Raw genomic sequence first — 19,235 nt, forward strand, 5'->3', positions numbered from 1 at the left:
TGGGGGACGGGGTTCGGCCTTCCGCCTGAGCAGGGTGTCTAAGTCGCTTCCGTTGGCGGTGATGGACGTAACCCAGACCGGGCTCAGTCAAGCCCTCCCCCGTTTCCTGAGCGGACTAACCGCGGTAGCCGCGATTTCTTCTGCCCAAAGCACACTGAAAGAGACAAGACCATGACGCCGACCCTGTCCAACCACGGGCACTCCGACGTCCAACTGACGGCTGAATTGAGCGGGTCTGAATCACCGTACGTCCAAGCTCATAACCGCACCCACCAGGGTACTGAGGGCTACTTGGCAGCCCCTCGGGTCGTGACCCTTACCCCCGCACCCTCGATCGACAGAGTCTACTTCCTTCGTCATGTCCGGGCAGGGCAAGTTAACCGGGCCACGAAGGTGGCCACGTACTTTGCGGGGAACGGGGTTAACGTAGCTCGGAGCCTCCATCTGGCTGGCAATGAGGTTTCTGCGGTCCTCCCGGTTGACCGGGAAACAGTCGCCACAGTCGGACGCGATGACGATCTCCTACAGGTAATCTGCGGCGTCGAAGTCGGTAGCCCGCTGCGTACCAATGTGATCCTTGTCGACGAATCGGGGACGACAACGAACATTAATGCACTCCCGGCTCCTCTAGGCCCTGACCAGTGGTCCCGCTTATGCAAAGCCGTCACCGACGAGATCCAGAGGATCGACGCAGATTGGTTTGTGCTCGGCGGCGCGCTTCCTATCGGTACGAGCACCGGCGCCCCAGTCGACATACGGCCCCTCTTCCGCGCTGTGCGCTCCCTCGGAGTGTCCATCTGCTTGGACGCCGGTGCAGGCGGGGCACTATTGGGGTGGTCCGAGGAATGCCCACCCACCCTCGTAAAGCCCAACGCTGAAGAACTGACCATCCTGACGGGAATGCCCGTGAGGTCCCTCCGCGACGCCGTGAAGGCAGCGGCCCTTATAAGGGCGCGCGGCGTCGACACGGTTCTTGCCAGCCTGGGCCCAGATGGCATTCTTGAGGTCAGCGACCGAGGGACTTTGTGGGCGCGAGGTCCCGAAGCGCAGGTGATCAACACCACCGGCGCTGGAGACGCGGCACTGGCAGGCTATCTCAGCGTCGCCCGACCTAACGACAAGGCGACTGACTGGCATCACAATGCGCTGCGGCGCGCCGTCTCCTGGGGAGCTCTCGCCGTTCAGCAGCCAACGACCATGCTGCCGCACATCATTACGGACCCGTGCGACGTCCTGATTGGTTCCCACGAACGGGACCGCCAGCTTGCCTGAGCTGGTACGACGTCAAATACAAGCCAGGGCTCACAACGTCATTAGCGGCAGTCCTACCCTCAGCGACAGGAAAATACCGTGATTACTGTTCAATCCATTAGCTAGCTAGCCTCGATTTATCATGACGGGCGGGGATAGCCCCATGCTTAGGCCCGCGGTTGATCTGCAGTTCTTTTCTGTTTCCGGGCAGTCTGGTGTGGCCTGTTAATTCGCCTGGTTTGGCGCCGGGTTCCACTTCCGGTGATAGTGCTGCTCGTCGGGAAAGGAGCGACGCGACGTGCCCTCCGGCGGACGATAGCTTGACGGAAGGCCGGTTATCGGCGTTTCAAATGGCTGGGGGAGTGTCGCAAAAGAGGCTGTAAACGGGGAGGCTCGCCTCGCCGTTTAGCCACCCGATGTCCCGGACACCCTCGCGGCCGCATTCAAGCGCCAGACCCCCGCTGGCCAGGACGACGTAGGAGTCCTTGACACGCTAGTTGGCCAGACTTGCCGAGGGGGTTACTCAGCACAGGCCCTGCGGCCGCAGGATGCACTGATAGCAGCGCGTAGCCTACGTGACATCGAATTCCTCCCACCCCGGTCGTGATGGCCGAACCCGCGGCGGATTTTTGGCCAACTCCGATGGCAATAGGACGCCGTCCACGAGGCTGACATAATCTCAATACTCTCGTCGAACGAGTGACAGCTGTATCGTCCCGATCACATGGCGAACGCACCATCGGGAGCGGCCCACGGGCGGGGCAGCGATTCCCCGTGGAGGTCCCGATGCACCACGCCGCACTGATCAGCTTCAAATTGGGACAGCCCGCGCAGACTACCTTTAGCTTCCAGAACGCACTCACACGCTACGGGATCGTCGAGATCAGCGGCACCGAAGGCACGCTTGTGCTTCCTGACCCGAACACCTTCGAAGGCGCTAGCACCCTGTGGCGGTTCGGATGGGAGGCACCCACGACACTGCCTGGGACAGGGTCCCCCTACGGCCGCGGGTCCGGCGTCGTAGACCTCGCCCTGGCACTACGCGGTAGCCCGGCGGAGACCACCAGCGGCGAGCTCGCCGCGCACGTCCTGGACACCCTTCTCGCCATTGCAGAAGCCGCCGAAACAGGGCAAATCGATCAGCCGGCACTCCGGCAAGACGTGCGAAGCATCGGATAATCCCGGGAAACCCGTAGCGGGCGAGGAACATGGACCATCATCCACTTCCGGGCACTCAAAGTGTCTTCTTCCGCGTCGGACTGGGTGTCGCTAAATGGAGGACCACCCGCCGTCGGACGCGAGGATGGCACCGTTGATGTTGGTGCCGTCTTCGCTGAGTAGGAACGTGATGGACGCCGCGAGCTGCGCTGCGGTGGCGGGGATGGGAACATTGGCCTGCATCAGCGGACCGAGGCGTTCGGCCGCGAGCTGTGAGCCGAAGTTTGCCGCGATGCCGGTGATCGTGGGGCCCGGGGCCACGGCGTTGAAGCGCAGCCCCTTCGGGCCGTAGACAACGGCGGAGTTCTTGGTCAGACCAACGACGGCGTGCTTGGACGCCGTGTAGGCGGCGCCCGCGGCGGACCCGCGCAGCCCGGCCTCTGAGGCGACGTTGACCACGGAGCCTGCGCCGGCGTCGAGCATCAGGGGCACCACGGCGCGGGTGAGGCGCATCAGTGCGGTGACGTTGATCCGGAGCACGCGCTCCCAGAGGTCATCGTCCACCTCGTGGATAGGCGCGAAATTGTCCATGATGCCGGCAACGTTCGCCAGCGCGCCCACCCGCCCGCCGGCGGCAGCGACGACGGCGGCCACGGTCTGTTCGGTGGAGATGTCACCGGCCACGGGGACCAAGTCCAGGCCGGCGTTCTTGGCGACCAGGTCGTCCAGGCGTTCCTCGCTGATGTCGGCGGCGATGACTCGGCCACCTTCCTTGGCGATACGCAATGCGGTGGCCTGGCCGATGCCCGATCCGGCGCCGGTGACGATGACCGTTTTTTCTGCAAAGCGTCCGCTGGTGACGGCTTCCCGCCACTGTTCTTGGATTTCGGTGGGTACCATATTTCATTTCCTATCTGCTTGTTTTCCGTTATTTGACCCATGGGATCAAGACTTCTGTTTTGACGTCCCGCTTGTTGCGGGGCCGGAAGCTGTCGTGGCGGAGCCTTGGGTGATGACGGCCGGAGGAGAGCCGGGGGCCGTTGCCACATATACCAAGCGTGGTTGACGAGGTTCGGCTCATCGCCTTTTCCCTCTAGGCGATGCAATTCAAACGCCGCGACTGGGGGCAGCAGCATCAGCAGGTGGTGTCCCGTGTCCAGCCTTATCTGCGGGGGAAGTCCGAGGTGGGTTCAGTGGCCTTTACAGTTGTCGAGGTCACGGCCATCCCCGAGGCGCAGCAGACGGGTACCCTCGCCGGGCACAACCAAGATCCGTCCTAGCCCCTTGTCCTGCCAGAGCCAGACAACTGAGCCGTCATCCATGAGGGTATCGACGCTGCCTGCGCCAATTACCTGGCCATTGTGGAGGATTTGGATACGGTCTCCTGCTTTCAGTGTGTGCCACCATCTCGAATCCTCGCAGGATGTTGGATTCTCCTGAATTGAGGCGCTCAGGCCGACCCCCGATAGGCACGTCGAGCGTGGCCCGGCGCCTTCTGTTGGTCGTTGCCCCGTATCACGCGTGGCCTGTTGTTGGCCGGCATCAAAGCCCAGGGCGGTGATAGCCGTTTGCACGCGTTGCTGTGTGTCAGGGGATACAGCGTGCGGTCGATGGATGGCGTTGTGTACCGTGCTCCTTGCGACGCCGGCGGCTTGGGCCACGTCCTTCATGCGCGTCGGTTTCTGCATGCTCGTCCTTTCTTCGGCGGCCGTGTCATTGGATCTCGTGCAGGCGGCCGCCCAAGCCGGTGATCAAGCCGTGGACACGCTGCTTCCGGAGCGCCTGGCGTTTATGAAGCTTCACAAGGGCGGCGGGTGGATTTTCTGGCCTGCTTGGCTTTGCCTTACTGGCTTGTCGTCCGGGCGAGTATGTCCTCGGCGCGCTCGGCCACGGGGAGATCGGGATCGCGGTCGGAGAGGGTGGCATTGCTTTTGTCCTCGCGTTTTAGTCTTTGAGGAATGTGCGGACGGCTTTTTCGGATCTGCGCGAAGATCTCGTCCACGGTCCGGTATGCGGCGATCGTTTCAGCCGCGGTGTGTACGGGGTGTTCGGTCATTCCCTGTGCGATGGCGCCGATCACGGCGCGCAACATCGGGACGTAGCCGTTGCCCTCGCGGGAGTATTCGACGAGGTCGGGGGTGTGGAAGATCTGCCGCATGCCGCCCGCATGGATCTCGAGGGTGGCGGCCGCCCAGAACGGGGACGCCAGGGTCAGCCAGCCGCGCGGTCCGCCGATTGAGGCCGATAACTCCCCGAATTCCCCCATCGAGCTCGCGCACTGTGCGTAGCGTCCGCCTGGATACTCCAGGGTGAAATGCTCCGCGACATCCAGTCCGTCTTCGCGGACTGTGCCGGCCGCATGGATGCCGGTCGGTTCGCCGAAGATCGTGTGTGCGAGGGTGATGGGGTAGATACCTTGGTCGAGCAGGGCACCGCCGCTGCGGGCGAGGTCCCACCTGCTGCTGTTGCCCTCGTTCGGGCAGGGCATGGAGAAGGTCGCCCGCAGGTTGCGGGGCTCACCGATTGTCCCTCCTTGGATCTCTTCGCGGAGTCTGATGATGACCGGGTTGAATTTCATCCACATCGCCTCCATCAAAAAGAGGTCCTGCTTTTTGGCGAGGGCGAACAGATCCGATGCCTCGGCGGCGTTCATTGTCATCGGCTTTTCGACGAGGACATGTTTGCCTGCCAGCAATGCCGCGCGGGTCATGGCGTGATGGGTGGCAAAAGGGGTGGCCAGATAAATGGCGTCGATTGAGGGGTCGGCGAGGACGGCGTCGTAGTCGCCGGTGGATGCCGGGATGCCGAAGTCCTCGGCAAACCGCGCGGCTTTGTTGGCGTCGCGGCTTTGTACGATCATGACTTCCGCGTTGTCGCAGCTTTGCAGGTCGGGAATGACGCTCCGCGAGATCGTTCCGGTCCCTATCGCGGCCCAGCGTTGGGTCCTCACACTTTCACCGCCAGAGCGGTTCCGTTGGTCCGAGCGGAGGTTCCGGGCCATTTGAGGCTGCTGTGTACGTCGTTGCCCTGATGCTGGTGCGGGGCGGTAGCGCCACCCCGCAGGAAGGTTTGGGGAAGTGTGGTCATGCGCACTCTTTCTGGTCAGGATCGGGCGGTTTAGGGAGGCAGCGCGTCTCAGGCGGACCGGTCACGCACTCGGCATCCCCTCCCCCGGGACATGATTCTTATGCCGGCGTGGCGGTGAGCCGCTGCTGCCGCCGAGCCATGCGACGCTCGCGCTGTCGGTCCGGGTCGGCAGTGGGCGCGGCAAGGATCAGAGCCTTGGTGTACTCGTGCTGTGGATGGGATGTCACTTCTGCGGCTGAGCCCGTTTCGAGGATCTCGCCGCGGTACATTACCGCCACCCTATGGCTGATGTGGCGCACTACGGAGAGATCGTGGGTGATGAAGAGATACGCGACACCTGTTTCCCGCTGGATATCGACCAGCAGATCGAGCACGCGTGCCTGTGTGGTGAGGTCGAGCGCGGACACTGGTTCGTCGCACACGATCAGCTTGGGCTTCAGGGCCAGTGCCCGCGCGATTGCTACGCGCTGGCGCTGGCCTCCACTGAATTCCCGGGGGTAGCGCTGTGCCGCGTCAGCGGGTAGACCCACCTGGTCCAGAAGCTGAAGCACTCTCTTCTCCGCATCCCGTGCCGTCTGGCCCTGGGCAATGAGCGGCTCTGAGAGTGTGTCTGAGATCTGCAGTGCAGGGTTGAGCGAGGTGTACGGGTCTTGGAAGATCACCTGGATATCCCGTGCGATCTCCCGACGCTGCTTTGGGTGCAGGTGCGTGATGTCGCGTCCCTCGAAGGTGATGGACCCGCCGGTCGGCGTTGCAAGGCCCAGAACAGCGCGACCGATGGTTGTTTTCCCTGACCCTGACTCGCCGACGAGACCGAGAGTTTCCCCGGGGGCAACTTCAAGGCTTATTCCGCGGAGCACCTCGGGAGATTTTGTGCGGAAACCGCGCCCGGGATATCGGAGTCGGAGGTCCTCTGTCTTCAACAATGCAGTCACTTTACTTCTCCTTTGCTGGCGACGAGTGACGGTACCGGGTCGACGCGGAGGGTCTCCTCGTCGAGAATCGAGCCGATCAGTTCCTTGGTGTAAGGGTGCTTCGGGGCATTGAAGATGGTTCGCACGTCGCCTTCTTCCACGAACTCGCCCGTTCGCATCACAATGACGCGATCGCAAAGGTCCGCCACGACACCGAAGTTGTGCGTCACCAGAAGGACCCCCATCCCGTACTCGCCTTGAAGGTCACGCAGCAGGTCCAGGATTTCTGCCTGGACCGTCACGTCCAGTGCAGTTGTCGGTTCGTCTGCGATGAGCAGCTTGGGGCGGTGTGCGATGGCACCTGCGATGAGCACACGTTGGGCCATTCCCCCTGAGATCTGGTGAGGGTAGGAGGCGAACACCCTGGCGGGGTCGACGATGCCGACGCGTTCGAGTAGGGCGAGGATGGCTGTTTTCGCCTCCTTGCGTGGCATCGAGGTGGACAGGCCTTCGACGAGCTGGCTTCCGATAGTGAACGATGGATCGAGGTTCGACATGGGTTCCTGCGGGATGTAGGACGCTACGCCGGCTCGGATTCGTCGCATGGCTGAGGGGTCCTTTGTGAGCAAGGAGTCACCAGCAATGGAGAGTGTATCGGCGCTGACAATGGCGTCCTGGGGCAGGAGCCCGAGGATGGAGAATGCGGTCTGGCTCTTGCCCGACCCCGACTCGCCAACGAGACCGACAATCTCACCAGGTTTGACGTCGAGCGAGACGCCTCGGACAACGCTTTTCATGGTGCCGTCAGTCTGCGGGTACTCCACGCGCAGGTTACGGACAGCCAACAACCCGCCGGGTGCGCTGACGGAGACGTGCTGGCTGGCGGCAGTGGGCTGCTCCCCCGCTGGCGTGCGTGACCCGCGTGGGAGCTTTGCGGTCGCCTGCGGCCCGGCAAGTACGTCACGATACGCGTTCCCCAGAAGGACCAGGGAACCGTTCATCAATGCGAGGAAGAGGGACGGCCAGAGAAGCTGAACCGGGTGGGAGTACATGTTGATAAAGGCGTCATTGGTCATGGAACCAAAGCTGGGAACCTGCGTGGATCCAAAGCCAAGGAATGCGAGGCCGGCCTGCACGCCGATTGCAGCCGTTGCAAGAAACACCGCGGAAATGATGATCGGGCCGCGGACCACGTAAAGGACGTGCCGGGAGAGGATCCGGCGGTTGGACAGACCGGACACCCGGGCGGCATCAACGTAGAGTTCGTTGCGCACACCGACGACCAGGTTACGGACCAGCCAAAAGATTCCGGGCGCAAGGAAGACGCCGAAGATCGCCATTGTCCATTGATACGAACCGCCCGTGATGGGGGTAAGAACGATGACGAGGATCAATGCCGGAAAGGTCATCAGCAGGTTGAACAGCCACGAAGTCACCGCATCAGTCCGTTTGCCGATGTATCCGGAGATGAGGCCGAAGATGCTGCCGAGACCGACTCCCACGCTGGCACCGATGAGTGCGGAGATGACGGAGACATTGATGGCCGCCAGTACGCGCGAGAAGATGTCACGGCCGTACTGGTCGCCGCCGAGTATGTACCCCGGTGTTCCTGCTGGCGCGTTGATGAGGTCCAGGGAACTGTAGTTCACGTCGTGCTGGCTCAAAACGGGCTCCAGCAGCCCGAGGAGGACGATGATCAGGAGCACGGCGAGTGAACCGATGCCGAGGGGTTTTTTGAGCAAGCGACGGAACGCGCCGGCGCGGCGCTTTGTCCCGGGCTGGTCTGTTGAGACCATCGTCTCGATTTCAGGGGCAGTCACGAGAGTCTCGCTTTCGGGTTGAGCCAGCCATACGCGAGATCCACAACGAGGTTAACCACCACAACGAGGCCAACACCGAAAAGGGACACGCCGAGCATTGCGGGAAGGTCGCCTTGGATTGTCGCGTTGTAGGCGTAACTGCCGTAGCCGGGAAGGGCGAAGATTTTTTCAATGAACAACGCGGCACCAAACAGTGAGATGAACTGCAGGGAAAACGTAGTGAAGGCCGGACCGGAGGCATTGCGCAGTGCATGCTTGAGCAGGATCGAGCGCTCGGAAACTCCACGACTGCGAAGGGTAAGGACGTAGCCTCGGCTGAGTTCGTCGATCAGTGAGCCGCGGATCTGTGCCGCGAGAGCCGCGATACCGCCGATGGAGAGAACAATGGCAGGAAGGACCACGGACGCAAACCAGCCAGCAGGCGATTCGGCGAAGGGAACAAAACCGACGGCCGGCACCCATTTAAGGGTGATGGCGAAGATGAACACCATGCCGATTCCGAGGATGATCGCGGGGAAGACGAAAGAGATCGTGGAAATGCCCTGCAGGATGGCGTCGATGACGCCACCACGGGCGGCTGAGGTGACTCCCAGAAGGGTGCTGATGACCAGCGTGATGAGCATCGACAAAAGGACGACCGACAGCGTTACCGGCAGACGAGTAGCCATTGCCTGGCTCACGGGCTCGCTCGTAAAATACGACGCGCCGAGGTCGCCGCGGAAGACGCCGAACAGCCAGTTGAGGTACTGCTCAACGACGGGCCGGTCAAGGCCAAGCTGGGCATTCAATGCGGCGATCTGCTCTTCCTTCGCGCTGGGGCCCAGGAGATTCCGCGCCACCGGGATGTTGGCGCCGTAGGTCAGGAAGAATGTGATCGCCGTGACAATAAATATCAGGAAGATCCCGGCGCCGATGCGCCGCAGGATAAAGGTTTGCACTTGATACTCCAAGGAGGGCGGCGCGGAAGCAGGACTCCCGCGCCGCCGCTGTTTGATGGGCCGTTACTTAGCCGGCTGGAAGGGTTCGACACCAATGCCGAACTGAACCGGCGGAGTGTAGTTGACGGTCTTGGGAACGGCATAGAAGCCACCCACGTTAGAGATCGGAGCTGCCCACGCGTCTTTGACGAGCCACTCATTGACCGCACGCAGCGCCTCGGCCTGCTTGTCCTCGGGGACGCGGTTTGCTTCATTCATCAGTTCCTGCAGCTCGGCAGGGAACTGCTGCTTCGGGTTGAAGATGCCTCCGAGTGTAGCGACTGCGTCCTGGGCGTCCGAGCCGGAGAAGCCGTTGAACATAAAGAACATGCCGTAACTGCCGCCGAACACCTTTGCATAGAAGTCTTGGAACGGGACGGTCTCCCATTCGACCTTGATGCCGATTTCCCCGAGTGACTGAGAAAGAACTGACTCATACGGTGTCGAGACCACGGTGCTGGGCATCTTGACCGAGAAGCCATCCGCGTAGCCGGCATCAGCCATCAGCTTGCGCGCTTTGGTCACGTCGTAGGGATACGTTTCGTTTAGACTCTCGTCATAAACCTTCCCAATGGAACTGAAGTACTGCGCCGTCGGGTTGTTGGTTCCGGGGTTGAGCCGCTCGGCGATCGACTTGCGGTCGATGGCGTGGTTGATTGCCTGTCGAACGCGGACGTCCTTGAGTGCGGGCACAATCGCGCCCTCACGATCGACCAGCCACAAAACACCGGTTGCAGATGGCTTGTTAGTGCCCGTCGTGAACTTGTTCGGGTCGAACTGGCTTACTACCTCCTTACCGCTAAGACCGGTGTAGTCCAGCTGTCCCGATTGCATGGCATTCAGCCCCGCCGTCGGGTCCTGGATGATACGCACCTGGACGTTCTCGTAGGGGTAGGCGTCAACGTTCCAGTAGCCGGGGTTGCGGTCCAGGACGTACACGGACCCCACCGTGGACTTCTCTTTATTGAGGGTGTACGGACCGGAACCAACGGGGTTTAGTTTGCTGCTTGCGTCCTTCAACAGACCCGGAACGCCAACCCCGCCGTGGACACCGCTAAAAGTCGGGAGCAGCGCCGCGTCAGGCCGGGAGAGCGTCAGTACTACCGTCGAAGCATCGGTGGCTTCGACTTTGGTGACAGCTTTTAAGTTGCCAGAGGTGGCTGGTCCAACGCGGGACGCCTCAAGGGAAGCGACCACTGCCTGAGCATCGAGAACGTCACCGTTGGTGAACTTCAGGCCATCGCGAAGGTGGAACGTCAGGGTAAGTCTGTCGTCGGAGTACCCCCAAGATTCAGCGATGCCAGGCTTGATTTCTCCGTCGACCGCTCGGTGGACAAGGGTGTCATAGATGGACATGAACAAAGTCGCGTCCCCGCCTGCCCAGTTGCCGATGGAGAAGTCAGCAGGCGGTGCACCCTGCGAAAGCCGCAGGATCTGGTTCTCTTCCTTGACAGGTGCGCTGGTCGTCGACGAGCATCCCACCAGGCCAAGTGCCACGGCGGCGGCAACTGCCGCGACCCGTGTTCGTACATTAATTTTCATCAGGACTCCTTTGTCAGCTGCATCAGTAGCTGTGAATTGTGCCAATCTCACGGACGATCACGCGGTGGTGACCGCTCTTAGTGACACGCGCGACTTAATCGTAGGGCACACGTGTCACCCCGTCTAGCCCCTGTGTACAACGGAAAAGCCCAGTGCGGTCACACGTGTGTGCAAAACTGGTTGCATGACGACTGTTGACCGCCCTGCCACAAGCATCGATGTTGCCCGGCTCGCCGGTGTTTCCCGCTCGACTGTCAGCTACATCCTCAACGGGCAGGACGCTCGATTCCCGGAATCTACCCGGAAGAAAGTGCTCGAGGCGGCGAACAAGCTCGACTACCAGCCCTCGCTCGCAGGTCGTTCCCTCGTTAGTGGCCGCAGCGACACAATTGTTGTGCTGCTCCCGAACACCACCTTCGGCGGCAACCTCCAAGATGCGGTGGGCCAGGTCGTGATCGGCACCCGCCAGGTCGGGGGCAATGTCGTCGTGCGCTTTGCGGGCACTACTCCGCAGGACACCGTCGCAGCCGTCATGTCGCTCCGCCCGCGCGCGGTGGTCGATTTCGGCGTGTTGTCGAGAGCGGACCGTGAGCTTCTCGAAAAGCGCGGGACGATCACCGTCCCGAGGCTGATTCCCGTCGATGCTGCCGTCCAGGACGGTGGTGTGGGCAGACTGCAGGCCACTGCACTGCTCGAGGGAGGACCCCGCACTCTATGGTTCGCGTCGCTCTCGGACTCGCGGCTCGACCCATACGGCCCCGGACGTCTGGCCGCGCTTCGTGCCTACTGCGAGGAAGTGGGGATCGGCTCACCTCAGCAGATCCGCGTGCCCCTCGCCCTGGACGGAGCTATGGCAGCACTCACAGAGGTCTTGGGCGGCGCCGGGCCGGTAGGAATCGCCTGCTACAACGATGACGTGGCGCTGGCTCTCCTTGCCGCGGCCCGGGAGCTCGATGTTGATGTTCCCGGTACGGTCTCGGTGGTAGGCGTTGACCATACGCCTCTCGGACAACTATGGCGGCCTCGACTGTCGACCGTTGATACCGACCTCAAGGGGCTCGTGGATGACCTCGCTGCCGAGTTGCGGGAACGTCTGCTTTCGGAGCCGTCAGCGCCACGCACCAGGTCACAGCACTTCCGCGTGATTTCCGGGCAGACAACCTAAGGCCCTGCAGGACTAAATACTGTTTCAGGGCGTATGTGCAGGCAGGCGAGTGAGCGCTTGGCTGGCCCTCAATCATGTGCGGAGCACACTGAATCTGTTGCAGGCCAGCCGGTTAACAACCCGGATGCACTGGCTTAGGGAGCTACTCCCGTCCCCGGTTTCCAGGCAGAAAGGTGGAGGCGCTGTCCGGGTATAAATACTCCCGGCCAGCGCCTCAGGGGTTGTATGCCCGCACCAACGGTCCCTTCACCACTGTCCCTTCACCACCGCAGAAAATGGTGCCGGCTGATGTCGGGGGTTAGTCCATGTGTGACCTGATCCGGCACGCCCTCAGCGTTGAAGACTTTCCGCGAAGCTCTCGTCGGCACGTGTCTGCATCGCGTCAGGCACGTCTCCGTCTTCGACTTCCAAAATGATCGTGACGGCTTCGAGTTCTTCAGTGCGAACCGTGACAGTGATCAGACCGGCGCCCGTCGGTCGGACTATAGCAAGCGCGCGCCCATCGAACGTCGTGTGATGACCCGAGTCGTAACGCTCGATGTTATCGGGGCGCCCGCTGCCAAATGCCTGCAGCACGCCCTGCCCTTCAACTTCCACCGTTACTTCCCGCTCGCCGTCTCCCGTTGGATTTCCGTCGGTGTCCTGGAGTTCGATGGCTATGAAGGCCAACTCGGAACTATCGAAGCGAAGGCGGGTTCGATCGGGAACCGCCACCAGCCGTGTGGGACCCACAGCTGAACGCAGTTGGGTGCGGGACATTTCGATACCTCCGATGTAGGCGACGGCCTCCAGTGTCCCCGGCTGATACTTGAGTTCAAATGCGGACTTGAACGAATGCTCAGGGCCGGCAGGTCGTCGACCGATGGATTCGCCATTGAGCAGGAGTTCCACCTCCTCCGCGTCGCTGTATACCTCTAGACGGATCGGTGACCCTGGAGGCGTGTCCCAGCTCCAGCTCGCGATCGAGTCCGTCCATGCCCACTGGCCTATCACGTGTTCACGGGAGTAATTCTGCGGACGCTCGACGGCAATGTACGGTTCGTGGCGCAGCCCGAAAACCGTCTCCCGGTAAAAGGACATCGAGCGACGGTGCCCCGTGATGTCAATGTCGCCGCACCACGCGGTGATCCACGGAAACGGCGCTTCGAAACTTGGGGCGGTGTCAGAGTACTGTATCCGGCCGATGCCCACCTCTCCGAGATAGTCCCAGCCAGTCCAGGTGAAATCACCGATGACGTGAGTATTCTCTTGGACAAGCTTCCAGTTGACATCGATGTGGGACGGGAATGTCTCCGTTCCGATGATGACCCGGTCCGGGAAAAGTACGCGATCCATCTCGTAGCGACTGGCGGCATAATTCATCCCGGCCACATCGAGTACGGAGAAGGATTCTGCGGTCTTGTTCGTCACGAGTTCCGACGCGTTGACGCGATTCAGCATGTCTCCTGCGGAGTTCATGGCGGCGTTGACGCCTCCCTCTCCGTCATTTGCTCCTGCCCCGCGCATCATCATTGCGGAAACTTCTGCGAGTGCAGCCACAAATCCGTTGATTGCATTGGTCACGAACCGCGTATCGTCCAGCGACCGAACTTTCTCGGCAAGTTTGCGCCCCCATTCGGAACCTAGCGGGTCACCCACCTCGGGAATCTCGTTACCGATTGAATAGAAAATCACGCTGGGGTGGTTGAAGTTCTTCGCCACGAACGCTTCGATGTCACGCTGCCACCATTCGGGGAACGAGAGCGAATAATCGAACGACGTTTTGCCTTCGGCCCACATATCGAAGGTCTCATCCATCACATACATGCCGTGCTTGTCGCATGCATCGAGCAGCGCCTGGCTCACGGGGTTGTGCGAGCTGCGGATCGCGTTGAAGCCCGCCTGTTTGAGCAGTTCGACCTTCCGCTCCTCGGCGCGACCTATGGCAGCCGATCCAAGGATGCCGTTGTCGTGATGAATGGATGCACCGCGAAGCTTGACGGTTTCGCCGTTGATGCGCAGCCCCCGGAATGGGTCCAGCTGCAGGGATCGGATTCCGAATGTCGTCGTTTGGGATTCCAGGAGGTCGGCAGCCGTGTGGACGGAGACTGCGGCGGTGTAAAGCGTTGGATGATCCGCGCTCCAGAGACCCGGCTTGAGGACATAGAGCCGTTGACGGGTCGTTGCCGTTCCTCCGGCACGGATGGTCACGGGTGCAGAGCCTTGCGCAGCGACGTTGCCGTCGGAATCTGAAATTTCTGTGGCGACCGTGACGGTGATCGTCTCGACGCCTCCATTTCGGACGACTGTCGCCACTTCGACGACAGCTCGTTCGGCGTCAATATCTGGGGTTGTGACTTGGACGCCATCGGTTGCGATATGCACCAGTTCGGTGACGGCGAGCGTGACATCGCGGTAGATGCCAGCACCGCTGTACCATCTGGAGTCTTCGTGTACTCGTGCATCGACCCGTACCGTGTTCGCCTCTCCATACCGGAGGTAGGGGTCCAGGGGTACGGAGAAGGTTGAGTATCCGAATGGGCGCTGGGCCGCAAATGTCCCGTTGATGTAGACCATCGCATCGCGATATACGCCTTGGAACTCGAGGCTGACCCGCTTACCGCGATAGTCCTCCGGGACGTCGAAGGTCTTGGCATACTCAAACGCTCCCCCCGGGAAGTAGGCGTTCCGGGCCCCTTCCCCGTGCTCGGCAGAGCGGTCGAGTTCGATCATTGCGTCATGAGGCAGCGTTACCGGTTTGCCGGGCTCAGCGCCACCTTGCAGCTGGGCGAAAATGCTGGTTTTAGGCCGGACTGTCCATCCGTCATTGAACGAGACACGAGTCATCTATTTATCCTTTGTCGGCAAGGGGCGGGCGGGTTGTCTGATGGTCCAGGAGTCACGGCCAACCCACAAAGCCCTCGGCGTGGACGGTCCATCCGTCCTTGGGGAACCCCGGCAATGACCCGTCCGGGCCGACCATGAGGGCGATGGCCGACAGGAGAGCGCCGTTTGCCGGAAGGTAAATCGGCAGGATCGCACCCATTTGGGGGTTGTGGCCGACCGCGGTGTAATGATTTTTGGTTTCGGCGCGGAGCAGCGCGTCCATGGCGAGATCAGCACGGCCCAGGCGGGTCGCGGTCATGGCCATTACGGGGAAATCCCAGCCCCAGGCCGAGGTCCACTCCCAATTGCCGAGAACGTCGATGAGTGTCGCTTCCATGAGTTCGGCATTAATGACCGGAGTGGGCGGAACGACCCCGAGAGCGAGGAGCAAGGACGGGTGATCGTCGAGGCGCATTTCCTGGTCGTTCGCGACCGCGGCATAGTGCCCGTCGATGACGCGCGGACGTGCCAGACCTTGCTGCACGGTCGTCCAGTCCTCGCGGCGCCCGGATCCAGCCCGCTCGCGCCACATCTGGGCGATCTCGAGTCCCCACCACCAGTACGCCAGCTCGAACGTCGGGTCCTCGGTGGTGCGGGCGTCATAGAACTCCTGCGCCGGCATAACCGGGGGGCCGAGATGAAAGACACCGTCCCGGTTCTCCGGAAACGCCGCCATGAACGTCGCCGTCTCATCAACGAGTACGCCAAATTCTGCCAGCAGCTCAGCTTGCCGCGCCTCGCTGGATGCATTCCACACAAGCTCGAGCAGGTAGAGCGGGTGCGGTTGTTGCCAGATGAGGAGCGACCCGATCGGGTCGGGACTCTCGCGGCCGTCCGGTCCTACCTGCTTTGGCCACCGGGCACCCGGCAAACCCTGCCGGGTCGCGGTCGCTTGTGCCTGATGCAGAATGGTGCGGTACCAACCCAGACTGCGCTCAAGCAATTCCGGCCGCCCCCAGACGGCAAAGTGCGCAGCGTGCCAGAAATGCATCTCCAGGTGAAATTTCCCTCCCCAGGAATTTGTCACCAGCCCGGTCTCCTGCGGAGGGTTGGACCCTCCGCAATGGACAGCAGTTAAGTATTGCGACAGCACTACACGCCGCTCGAGTTCCTGTGCGCGCGGGTCCGTACTTTCACTCAGATCAATGGCGGCACCCGATAGCCAGTAGGCCTTCCACGAATCAGCAGATCGTGCAGCGACGTCCTGGTAGGACTCGGCCTCTGCACCGGCCGTACGGTGCGGCGAGAAGTGCACCACCAGCTCGATGCTGTCCTCGTCCGCGTCGACGGTAAACGTATGCGGCTCCGCCGAGGGGCTCATTGCGCCGTTCGAGAAGGAGAACGCCACCCGGTACGCGGTTTCGTCCAGGGTCCGGTCGATGACTGCTAGTCCCTTTTCTCCAAGCGTGAGGCGTGAAGAGTGCCGGTCTGATGCCTCCCAGTCGACGGTCTGGAAGAACCCTTGGTGCGCATAAGGGAACCGAACGCAGATGCGTGCCCTTCCGTCAGTTAGGAGCGGAGACGTGATTCGAAAGGCAACAGTGGACGCGTCGGGCGCGGCGACTGTCGATACGCTGACGGGTTCTCCTGCGTAGGTGTAGCTGCTCTGGATGCGGCCGGTCCAAAGATCGAGTTGCTGTCTGACGTCTCGGAGGCTCGCGGGGTCTGTTTCGGCCTCGGCCCCCACTTCCTGGCGTAGCTCCAGTCCTATGCGCCCCAGATCGATCCGCTGAGGGTTGCTGTGAAGCCACGCCCCCGCGCGGTTCTCGTCGGTGATCTGGCCCTGCATTGCAGCCATCATGTCGTACCGGTCCGGATACAAGACCGGGCCGCGTGCGGTCTCATACTGAGTCATCGCGTCGGCAAGAACGTAGCCTTCCGGGTTGGGCATCTCGTGCCACCCCCAGGTGCTCATCGTCCCGGTGTTGACCGCGACCTTGCCCTGTTGCATAGCCTTTCCGGCACTGTGAAAATCAGTGAAGGTCTGCATGCCCGAGACGTCTGCCGTGTAGGCGAAGTCGCCGTTGCCCACGGACAGCACATACTCCGGGTCGGCCCCATCCAGGACAATACTGTGCCGACGCACCAGTGACTCGCGATCGATCGGTGGCGTCACACCCGCCGCCGGGCCGGTGGTGTCATTGTGTACGGAGACCGGCTTTGTCGTGCTCATGCCGTCACATCCAGTACGGCCGACAACTCGGCCTGCGAGTTCCCGCCGACCCAGATATCGAGTGTCGTCCGATCCTGGACAAAGCCTTGCGCGCCCGCACTCCAGTACCGCAACTGATCCGGACCAAGCTCGAAGGTGACCGTCTTTGTGTTGCCGCCCGAGAGCAGTATCCTCTCGAACCCCTTCAATTCGCGCACAGGGCGGGACGCCGAACCGTACCGTTGGTGAATGTACAGCTGAACGACCTCGTCTGCGTCCTGTTCAGTCGTGTTCGTAACGTCTACTGAGACAGTGACGGTCGAACCCACCTCGAGGGAAGACCGCTCGAGCTGGAGATTGGAATACTCAAATTGGGCATAGGAGAGCCCGTGCCCGAATGAATACAGCGGTGTGCTCTCTTCGTCGAAGTAGCGCTGCCCCTGGTCCTCGGGACTGAACGTGCGGTAGTGCGAATAGACCATCGGGACCTGGCCGACATGCCGTGGCCAGCTGAACGGCAACCGCCCGGCCGGTGAGGTGTCGCCCACGAGAATGGAGGCGAGGGCTTCGCCGCCCCGGGTACCGGGGTACCACGCCTGCACGATGGCGGGAATGTGTGCGTCCGCCCATCGCAGGTCCAGAGGGCGGCCGGACATAACGACGAGCACCACAGGTGTCCCGGTCTCGTGGATCCGTTGTAGCTGTTCCAGCTGTCGGCCCGGGAGCTCGAGCGTCGATGCGGAGGCCTTCTCGCCGATCTGGTTCTGGCGCTGCCCCACAACCACGATGGCAACGTCAGCCTCACGCGCGAGTGCGACAGCTCGATCGATTTCCGCCTCGTCGTCATGGTCGGGCGCTGTCGCGGACACTGTTATGTCCATACGGTCGAAGGGGGACGGGAAGACACGCTCGGTGATCCCGGCTCCCGAGGCGTGCTCGACGCGAATGCTGCTTCCCAGCCGGCCCCGGAGTCCTTCCAGGACGGACACGGTCTCGGCTGTTTCATGATCGAACACCCAAGGCCCCAGGGTGTCGCGCTTGCTGTCGGCCAGCTGGCCGATAACGGCTACTTTCTGAAGGGTCTCGACCGTCAGCGGCAGGGTGCTGTTCTCGTTCTTGAGCAGGACCATCGACTGCTCTGCAGCCTGGCGGGCGAGATCGCGGTGGCTGCTCGATCCGAGCACACCGGTGGCGGCAGCTTCGTCTGCGTAGGGCTTCTCGAACAGACCCAGCTGGAACTTAGCCGTGAGGACGCGTCGAACTGCTTCGTCAATTGCCTCTTCGTCCACTGTGCCTTCGGCTACTGCCTGCGGCAGGCGTGAGAAGGCTGCGTCGAAGGTGGTCATTTCCATGTCCAGACCGGCAGTGACGGCGCGGCCTGCCGCGTCGGTGAGGTCTTCGGCGAAGTGCTGGGTCGTCAAAGAAACGACAGCGTTGGCGTCGGATACGACAAAGCCGTCGAAACCCAGCTCGTTACGGAGCACGTCCGTGAGGAGCCAACGATTCGCCGCGGCCGGGACGCCATTGAGATCCATGTAGGCGCTCATGACGTTGCGTGCACCCGCCTCGATGGCTGCCCGGAACGGGGGCAGGTATACGTTCCACAATTCCGAATCCGAGACGTCTGCTTCCTCGTAGTCCCGGCCACCGCGTGCGGCCCCGTATGCGGCGAGGTGTTTCGGGCCGGCCAGCACATTCTCCGGGCCAAGATCACCCTGGAAGCCCCGCACCTGGGCGGCAGCGACAGCCGCGCAGAGAGTTGGATCCTCACCGGCGCCCTCGATGATGCGACCCCAGCGCGCATCACGGGTGATGTCAATCATCGGAGCAAATGTCCAGTGGATGCCGACGGCGCGGGCTTCCCGGGCGGCGACCGTTTGGACACTCTCGATCATGTCGGGAGACCACGATGCCGCCAGCCCGATCGGTACGGGAAAGATCGTTCGCAAACCGTGGATGACGTCGAAGCCGAACAGCAACGGGATGCCCAGGCGGCTTTGTTCGACGGCGATGCGTTGCAGCCGGTTCGTGGTCGGAGCGTCCTTGGCGAAAAGCACGGATCCGGTGCCGCCGCCGGCGATGGCCGCTTCGACCATCTTGGGCTGCTCCATGAAGGCGCGATGCTCGGGCGGGACGGATTCGATATCGAACCCTTCGGGGGTCTGCTGGCCTCCGAAGTAGAAGAACTGAGACAGCTGTCCTGCTTTCTCTTCGAGGGTGAGACGGGAGAGCAAATCGGCGACCCGGCCCTCGATTGGGGCGGCGGCGTCTCGGTAGAGCGGCTCAGACATGATTTCCTTTGAC

At 62.0% G+C, this 19,235-nt stretch carries 14 protein-coding genes and 1 pseudogene; 4 read left to right on the forward strand and 11 right to left on the reverse strand.

The annotated features are described in order from the left end of the window. Positions 1–171: 171 nt before the first annotated feature. Both AC1MCA_RS09855 and AC1MCA_RS09860 read left to right on the forward strand, forming a co-directional pair. Positions 172–1,272 (forward strand): 1-phosphofructokinase family hexose kinase, encoded by a 1,101-nt coding sequence (locus AC1MCA_RS09855; RefSeq protein ID WP_479803097.1) that lies wholly within the window; start codon positions 172–174, stop codon positions 1,270–1,272. Between the two features lie 765 nt (positions 1,273–2,037). After that, positions 2,038–2,430, forward strand: a complete 393-nt coding sequence (locus tag AC1MCA_RS09860; RefSeq protein WP_479803099.1) for a hypothetical protein — start codon at positions 2,038–2,040, stop codon at positions 2,428–2,430. 90 nt (positions 2,431–2,520) lie between these two features. Here AC1MCA_RS09860 and AC1MCA_RS09865 read toward each other — a convergent pair whose 3' ends face one another. Continuing rightward, on the reverse strand, positions 2,521–3,309 hold the full coding sequence (locus tag AC1MCA_RS09865; protein WP_479803101.1) for an SDR family NAD(P)-dependent oxidoreductase: 789 nt from the start codon (positions 3,307–3,309) through the stop codon (positions 2,521–2,523). Positions 3,310–3,509: 200 nt separating this feature from the next. Between AC1MCA_RS09865 and AC1MCA_RS09870 the strand changes: the two genes are divergently transcribed. Beyond that, the gene (locus AC1MCA_RS09870) at positions 3,510–3,689 is read left to right on the forward strand and encodes a hypothetical protein (protein ID WP_479803512.1); all 180 of its coding nucleotides are present in this window, start codon (positions 3,510–3,512) and stop codon (positions 3,687–3,689) included. Positions 3,690–3,965: 276 nt separating this feature from the next. On the opposite strand, the pseudogene AC1MCA_RS09875 reads toward AC1MCA_RS09870, so the two are convergent. The 7 genes and pseudogenes from AC1MCA_RS09875 to AC1MCA_RS09905 all read right to left on the reverse strand — a co-directional run. Further along, positions 3,966–4,097 (reverse strand): annotated as a pseudogene (locus AC1MCA_RS09875) (LacI family DNA-binding transcriptional regulator); the annotation flags it as partial. Positions 4,098–4,252: 155 nt separating this feature from the next. Next, positions 4,253–5,359 carry a Gfo/Idh/MocA family protein gene (locus tag AC1MCA_RS09880; RefSeq protein ID WP_479803103.1) on the reverse strand — a complete coding sequence of 369 codons (1,107 nt, stop codon included), beginning with the start codon at positions 5,357–5,359 and terminating at the stop codon, positions 4,253–4,255. Continuing rightward, the gene (locus tag AC1MCA_RS09885; RefSeq protein WP_479803104.1) at positions 5,356–5,496 is read right to left on the reverse strand and encodes a hypothetical protein; all 141 of its coding nucleotides are present in this window, start codon (positions 5,494–5,496) and stop codon (positions 5,356–5,358) included. The genes AC1MCA_RS09880 and AC1MCA_RS09885 overlap by 4 nt, the downstream gene beginning before the upstream one ends. A gap of 98 nt (positions 5,497–5,594) precedes the next feature. Beyond that, the gene (locus AC1MCA_RS09890; RefSeq protein WP_479803106.1) at positions 5,595–6,431 is read right to left on the reverse strand and encodes an ATP-binding cassette domain-containing protein; all 837 of its coding nucleotides are present in this window, start codon (positions 6,429–6,431) and stop codon (positions 5,595–5,597) included. Continuing rightward, positions 6,428–8,230: a dipeptide/oligopeptide/nickel ABC transporter permease/ATP-binding protein gene (locus AC1MCA_RS09895; RefSeq protein ID WP_479803108.1), complete on the reverse strand. Its 1,803-nt coding sequence runs from the start codon at positions 8,228–8,230 to the stop codon at positions 6,428–6,430. Before AC1MCA_RS09895 ends, AC1MCA_RS09890 begins: the two co-directional genes overlap by 4 nt. Beyond that, entirely contained in the window at positions 8,227–9,168 is a 942-nt protein-coding gene (locus tag AC1MCA_RS09900; RefSeq protein WP_479803110.1) for an ABC transporter permease, read from the reverse strand. Before AC1MCA_RS09900 ends, AC1MCA_RS09895 begins: the two co-directional genes overlap by 4 nt. A 63-nt stretch (positions 9,169–9,231) precedes the next feature. Further along, complete coding sequence (locus tag AC1MCA_RS09905; RefSeq protein ID WP_479803112.1) at positions 9,232–10,749, reverse strand: ABC transporter substrate-binding protein; 1,518 nt, start codon at positions 10,747–10,749, stop codon at positions 9,232–9,234. Between the two features lie 184 nt (positions 10,750–10,933). Between AC1MCA_RS09905 and AC1MCA_RS09910 the strand changes: the two genes are divergently transcribed. Further along, a complete protein-coding gene (locus tag AC1MCA_RS09910) occupies positions 10,934–11,914 on the forward strand; it encodes a LacI family DNA-binding transcriptional regulator (protein ID WP_479803114.1) in 981 nt (326 codons plus the stop codon). A 330-nt stretch (positions 11,915–12,244) separates the two neighbouring features. On the opposite strand, the gene AC1MCA_RS09915 is transcribed toward AC1MCA_RS09910, so the two are convergent. From AC1MCA_RS09915 to AC1MCA_RS09925, 3 genes are read right to left on the reverse strand one after another with little or no spacing between them, the layout of a single operon-like run. Beyond that, positions 12,245–14,740 carry a glycoside hydrolase family 2 TIM barrel-domain containing protein gene (locus tag AC1MCA_RS09915; protein WP_479803116.1) on the reverse strand — a complete coding sequence of 832 codons (2,496 nt, stop codon included), beginning with the start codon at positions 14,738–14,740 and terminating at the stop codon, positions 12,245–12,247. 52 nt (positions 14,741–14,792) lie between these two features. Beyond that, on the reverse strand, positions 14,793–16,952 hold the full coding sequence (locus AC1MCA_RS09920; protein ID WP_479803118.1) for a hypothetical protein: 2,160 nt from the start codon (positions 16,950–16,952) through the stop codon (positions 14,793–14,795). Next, entirely contained in the window at positions 16,949–19,222 is a 2,274-nt protein-coding gene (locus AC1MCA_RS09925) for a glycoside hydrolase family 3 N-terminal domain-containing protein (protein WP_479803120.1), read from the reverse strand. The genes AC1MCA_RS09920 and AC1MCA_RS09925 overlap by 4 nt, the downstream gene beginning before the upstream one ends. Positions 19,223–19,235: the final 13 nt, after the last annotated feature.

This window comes from Arthrobacter sp. BK1 (assembly GCF_056680055.1).